The organism is Mesorhizobium sp. M7D.F.Ca.US.004.03.1.1 (assembly GCF_003998635.1).
Classification (GTDB): Bacteria; Pseudomonadota; Alphaproteobacteria; order Rhizobiales; family Rhizobiaceae; genus Mesorhizobium; species Mesorhizobium loti.
In genome coordinates this window covers 1-4836 of record NZ_RZQG01000450.1, presented here as the reverse complement: position 1 = coordinate 4836, position 4836 = coordinate 1, and the positions used below count along the sequence as shown (strand labels likewise).

At 61.4% G+C, this 4836-nt stretch carries 5 protein-coding genes; 4 read left to right on the top strand and 1 reads right to left on the bottom strand.

Features of this window, described 5'->3' with window-relative positions; translation table 11 throughout:
- On the top strand, positions 1-1016 hold a 1016-nt coding region (locus EN935_RS22470; RefSeq protein ID WP_127373623.1), incomplete at its 5' end, for an FAD-dependent oxidoreductase.
- A gap of 18 nt (positions 1017-1034) precedes the next feature.
- Here EN935_RS22470 and EN935_RS22465 read toward each other — a convergent pair.
- Positions 1035-1628, bottom strand: a complete 594-nt coding sequence (locus EN935_RS22465; RefSeq protein WP_127266024.1) for a hypothetical protein — start codon at positions 1626-1628, stop codon at positions 1035-1037.
- Between the two features lie 324 nt (positions 1629-1952).
- On the opposite strand from EN935_RS22465, the gene clpP reads away from it, so the two are divergent.
- From clpP to EN935_RS22450, 3 genes are all read left to right on the top strand, one after another.
- Positions 1953-2582, top strand: coding sequence for an ATP-dependent Clp endopeptidase proteolytic subunit ClpP (gene clpP, locus EN935_RS22460; protein ID WP_109669506.1), 630 nt, complete (start codon positions 1953-1955; stop codon positions 2580-2582).
- Positions 2583-2879: 297 nt separating this feature from the next.
- Positions 2880-4154: an ATP-dependent Clp protease ATP-binding subunit ClpX gene (clpX, locus tag EN935_RS22455; RefSeq protein WP_023759839.1), complete on the top strand. Its 1275-nt coding sequence runs from the start codon at positions 2880-2882 to the stop codon at positions 4152-4154.
- A 306-nt stretch (positions 4155-4460) separates the two neighbouring features.
- A partial coding sequence (locus EN935_RS22450; protein WP_206534550.1) for an LON peptidase substrate-binding domain-containing protein occupies positions 4461-4836 on the top strand: 376 nt, incomplete at its 3' end.

The window sequence follows — 4836 nt, the reverse complement described above, 5'->3', positions numbered from 1 at the left end:
AGCAGGGGCCGATCCCCAACCCGCTGGCAGCGTCGGGCGACCACCACCGCATCATCCGCCGCGCCTACCGGGCGGGAACCGGCTATGGCCGGTTGATCACCGAAGCTTACCAGGCGTGGGACGAGATGTGGGCCGATCTCGGCGAAAGCCATCTCGATGCGCGCGGATTTGTCTGCATTTCGCGCGAGCCGGGCGACGAGGCCGAGGAATACCGTGAGGGACTGGAAGAGGGCAATTTTCCCTTCGAATTGCTGGAGCCGGATGCAGCCGTGAAGCGCTGGCCGTTTCTCGAAGCCGGTTCGTTCCGCTATGCCTATTTTTCGACTGAAGGCGGCGCGCTGCATTGCCGCAAGATCGCCTCCGATCTGGCAAAGTGGCTGCGCGCCAACGGCGCCAATGTCTACGAACACAGCAAGGTCACCGCGATCGACTCCGAGGCCGGCCATATCGTGCTCGAAAGCGGCGAGACGATGCAGGCTGACCGCATCGTCGTCGCCGCCGGCGCCTGGGTGCTGAAGCTGTTTCCGGAACTGGACGGCGAGTTGAAGACCTATCGAACCGCACTCGCCTATGTCGAACCGCCGGCTGACCTCAAGGCCGTCTGGCAGGCGGCGCCGGTCGTCCTCGATATCGGCGGCGCGGTAGACGGATATGTGATCCCGCCCTCCGGCGGCGCCGGCATGAAATTCGGGTCCGGATTGCACAGGGTGCCGACCAGCGACGCCGACTGGAACCGTCAGCCGGTGGCCGGCGAAGGCGAGGCGATCCGCAACCTGTTTTCGCCGCCGATCGCCCGCATCGATGGGTACCGGGTGATCGAAGTCGTTACCTGCGCCTACACTTTCACCGCCGACGAGAAATTCATGGCGCATGAAAAGGGCAAGTGCCTTGTTATCTCGGCCTGCTCCGGCCACGGCTACAAATTCGGCGCGGCGGTCGGCCGGCGGGTGGCGGCGGCGATCGGCAATGGCGATATTGGCGGCCTGAAGGCATGGCTGCGGGCGGAGGTGGCCTGAACGGCGCCGGCGCTTAACCTAATCCTGGCAATGCCTGGGAATATGCACGCGGCGCCAGCCTGAAGACCCTTCACGGACCAGCACGCGGCGCGCGACGGTCTGGTAAGAGGCGGGAACATCGATGACGCGTCTCTGTTCCGACTGCACCAGCACCTCCTCGGCGATGCTGTCGTACTGTGCGGGAATGACGACACGGCGCGTGCGTTCGGGCTGGATCACGACGGTTTCGGCGACGCGCTCATAACGCGCCTTGTGCCAGATCTTGCACAGCACCTTGCGGCCATGGATGACGCGCCATTCCCAGGAATAGCCGCCGCCATCGACCCGGACTGTATGGTAGACGGTGCGGGTGACGGCGGGCACGACCTCGTAGGTCACCTGTGCCGGAACGGTCATCACCACGCGTTCGCGGGTGCCGTAGATGGCAGGGACATAGTCGACGACCTGCTGGCCGGGCGGGCTGACCAGCACGTCTTCATAGACCGTGTCGTAGACATCAGGCGTTCGGATGGGTTCATAGCACTCGACGGCGCGGCCGCCGGCCGCCGTCTGCGAAATCGTGCCGAGCATGGTCAGCCCGGCAATGGCGAAGCATGCGGTTTTCCCAGACATGACACTCCCCCTGTTGAACTCATAGGTTCAACGCTGAATTGTAGGGGAAGCCGCCTCGGAGAAAAGCGATTTCGGCGCATTTCGTTAAGCGATGCGGTTAAGAAATTGCTACGGTGGTGACAACACCGCCGAATGATCACGGCACAGGTCGATGAATCCCGTGAAATGTAACCTTGATTCGACTTACCCAGATGGCTAGGAGGGGTCGGCCTTGCACAAGGATGAGCCGGCATCCTATTTACGGAATAACGATTCAGAACCGATTCTGCCCGATCTGCCAGCATTCCCGGCGCCGGAATCCCACCGCGAGATAAGAGACAATCAATGAAGAACCCCGTCGAAACCTACATGAACCTCGTTCCGATGGTGGTCGAACAGACCAATCGTGGCGAGCGGGCCTACGACATTTTCTCTCGCCTCCTCAAGGAGCGCATCATTTTCATCACCGGTCCGGTCGAGGACGGCATGGCGACGCTGGTCTGCGCGCAGCTGCTGTTCCTGGAAGCCGAGAATCCGAAGAAGGAAATCAACCTCTACATCAATTCGCCGGGCGGCGTCGTCACCTCGGGCATGGCGATCTACGACACCATGCAGTTCATCAAGCCGGCGGTGTCGACGCTCTGCATCGGCCAGGCGGCCTCGATGGGCTCGCTGCTCTTGACTGCCGGCCACAAGGACATGCGCTTTGCCACGCCGAACGCCCGTATCATGGTTCACCAGCCTTCCGGCGGCTTCCAGGGCCAGGCGTCCGACATCGAGCGCCATGCCCAGGACATCATCAAGCTGAAGCGTCGCCTCAACGAGGTCTACGTCAAGCACACCGGCAAGAGCTACGAAGAGATCGAGAAGACGCTCGACCGCGACCATTTCATGACCGCCGACGAAGCCAGGGATTTCGGCCTCATCGACAAGGTCATTTCGTCGCGCGAGCCGGCTGAAGGTGCTGTGGCATAAGGGCTAGTTGGCAGTTGGATGGCGGCATCACGCGCTTTTGGTGCGTCTTGCGGCATTTCGGCCACAATTGGCTGTTCCCTCGGGGGACAGGATTGCCTACGTTAAGGCTATGTTGAGTTTCGGCGGCTTAGCTTTATGCGGGGTTGTCGCGAATCATTGCCACGTTTTCTGATTTGTGTTTCGTACGGAATGCGTTGCGGGAGCCGGGACACACTGGCGGCGGCGGATTCCCGCGATAGATAGAGTATGCGCCCTTTCAGCCAGACCATCGGCGGGCGGCCATGAAAGGACATGAAAATGAGCAAGGTCGGCAACAACAGCGGCGATTCCAAGAACACGCTTTACTGCTCGTTTTGCGGCAAAAGCCAGCACGAAGTGCGCAAGCTGATCGCCGGTCCGACGGTCTTCATCTGCGACGAGTGCGTCGAGCTCTGCATGGACATCATCCGCGAGGAGAACAAGACCTCGATGGTGAAGTCGCGCGAGGGCGTGCCGACACCGCAGGAGATCCTCAAGGTTCTCGACGACTACGTCATCGGCCAGCCCTACGCCAAGCGCGTGCTGTCGGTGGCGGTCCACAACCACTACAAGCGCCTCGCGCATGCCGGCAAGAACAACGATGTCGAGCTGGCGAAGTCCAACATCCTGCTGATCGGCCCGACCGGTTGCGGCAAGACGCTGCTTGCACAGACGCTGGCCCGCATCATCGATGTGCCCTTCACCATGGCTGATGCCACGACGCTGACCGAAGCCGGTTATGTCGGCGAGGACGTCGAAAACATCATCCTGAAGCTGTTGCAGTCGGCCGACTACAATGTCGAGCGGGCCCAGCGCGGCATCGTCTACATCGATGAAATCGACAAGATCTCGCGCAAGTCCGACAATCCCTCGATCACCCGCGACGTGTCGGGCGAGGGCGTGCAGCAGGCTTTGCTGAAGATCATGGAAGGCACGGTTGCCTCCGTGCCGCCGCAGGGCGGCAGGAAGCATCCGCAGCAGGAATTCCTGCAGGTCGACACCGCCAACATCCTGTTCATCTGCGGCGGCGCCTTCGCCGGCCTGGACAAGATCATCTCCGATCGCGGCCGCAAGACATCGATCGGCTTCGGCGCCATCGTCGCTTCGCCCGAGGATCGCCGCACCGGTGACGTGTTCCGCCTGGTCGAGCCAGAGGATTTGTTGAAGTTCGGCCTCATCCCCGAGTTTGTCGGCCGTCTGCCGGTTCTGGCGACGCTGGAGGATCTCGACGAGCCGGCGCTGATCCAGATCCTGACCGAGCCGAAGAACGCGCTGGTCAAGCAGTACCAGCGTCTGTTCGAGATGGAGAATGTCGACCTGACCTTCCACGAGAACGCCCTGTCGGCGATCGCCAAGCGCGCCATCGAGCGCAAGACCGGCGCCCGCGGCCTGCGTTCGATCATGGAAGCGATCCTGCTCGACACGATGTTCGAACTTCCGGCGCTCGAAGGCGTGCGCGAAGTGGTGATTTCGGAGGAGGTGGTGACCGGCAGTGCCCGGCCGCTCTACATCTACTCCGAGCAGAAGGAAAAGAAGGGCAATGTCAGCGCCTGACATGAGCCCGCAGCGAAATTCTGAAACGGCGCCGCAAGGCGCCGTTTTGCTATCGCCCAGGGTTTTGTGGGCGGGCCCGGTCTTGGCGTCGCAAATGTGTCACTTCAGGGCAAGTTGGAGGTGCGGATTTGTGCTCGCCCCTTGATCTTTGTGGATCGTGCATCCAACTAATTGGAGAAGGCCGAGGTGCCCGATTTCTGTGCTGTAAAACTCCCGTCACAAACGGTGGTAGGCGGAACGATCCCCGGTCGTTAATATAGGATTCGCGGTTGGCTGATTGGCGGCCGCGATATGAAAGGTTGGACAATGGCCAAAGTATCCAAGGCTCCCAGCGACGGCGTCTTCGCAGTCCTCCCACTGCGCGACATCGTGGTGTTTCCGCACATGATCGTTCCGCTCTTCGTCGGGCGTGAGAAGTCGATCAAGGCGCTGGAAGAAGTGATGGGTCAGGAAAAGCAGATTCTGCTTGCCACCCAGATGAATGCCGCCGACGACGATCCCGAGCCCGATGCCATCTTTGACATCGGCACGCTCGCCAACGTGCTGCAATTGCTGAAGCTGCCCGACGGTACCGTCAAGGTTCTGGTCGAGGGCGCCTCGCGCGCGAAAATCGTCTCGTTCACCGACCGTCCCGACTTCCACGAGGCCCGCGCTGCGGCGCTGGTCGAGCCGGAAGAGGAAG

Coding starts and splice junctions, on each gene's coding strand:
- EN935_RS22465 (WP_127266024.1), bottom strand. CDS start 1,628: ATGTCTGGGAAAACCGCATGCTTCGCCATTGCCGGGCTGACCATGCTC.
- clpP (WP_109669506.1), top strand. CDS start 1,953: ATGAAGAACCCCGTCGAAACCTACATGAACCTCGTTCCGATGGTGGTC.
- clpX (WP_023759839.1), top strand. CDS start 2,880: ATGAGCAAGGTCGGCAACAACAGCGGCGATTCCAAGAACACGCTTTAC.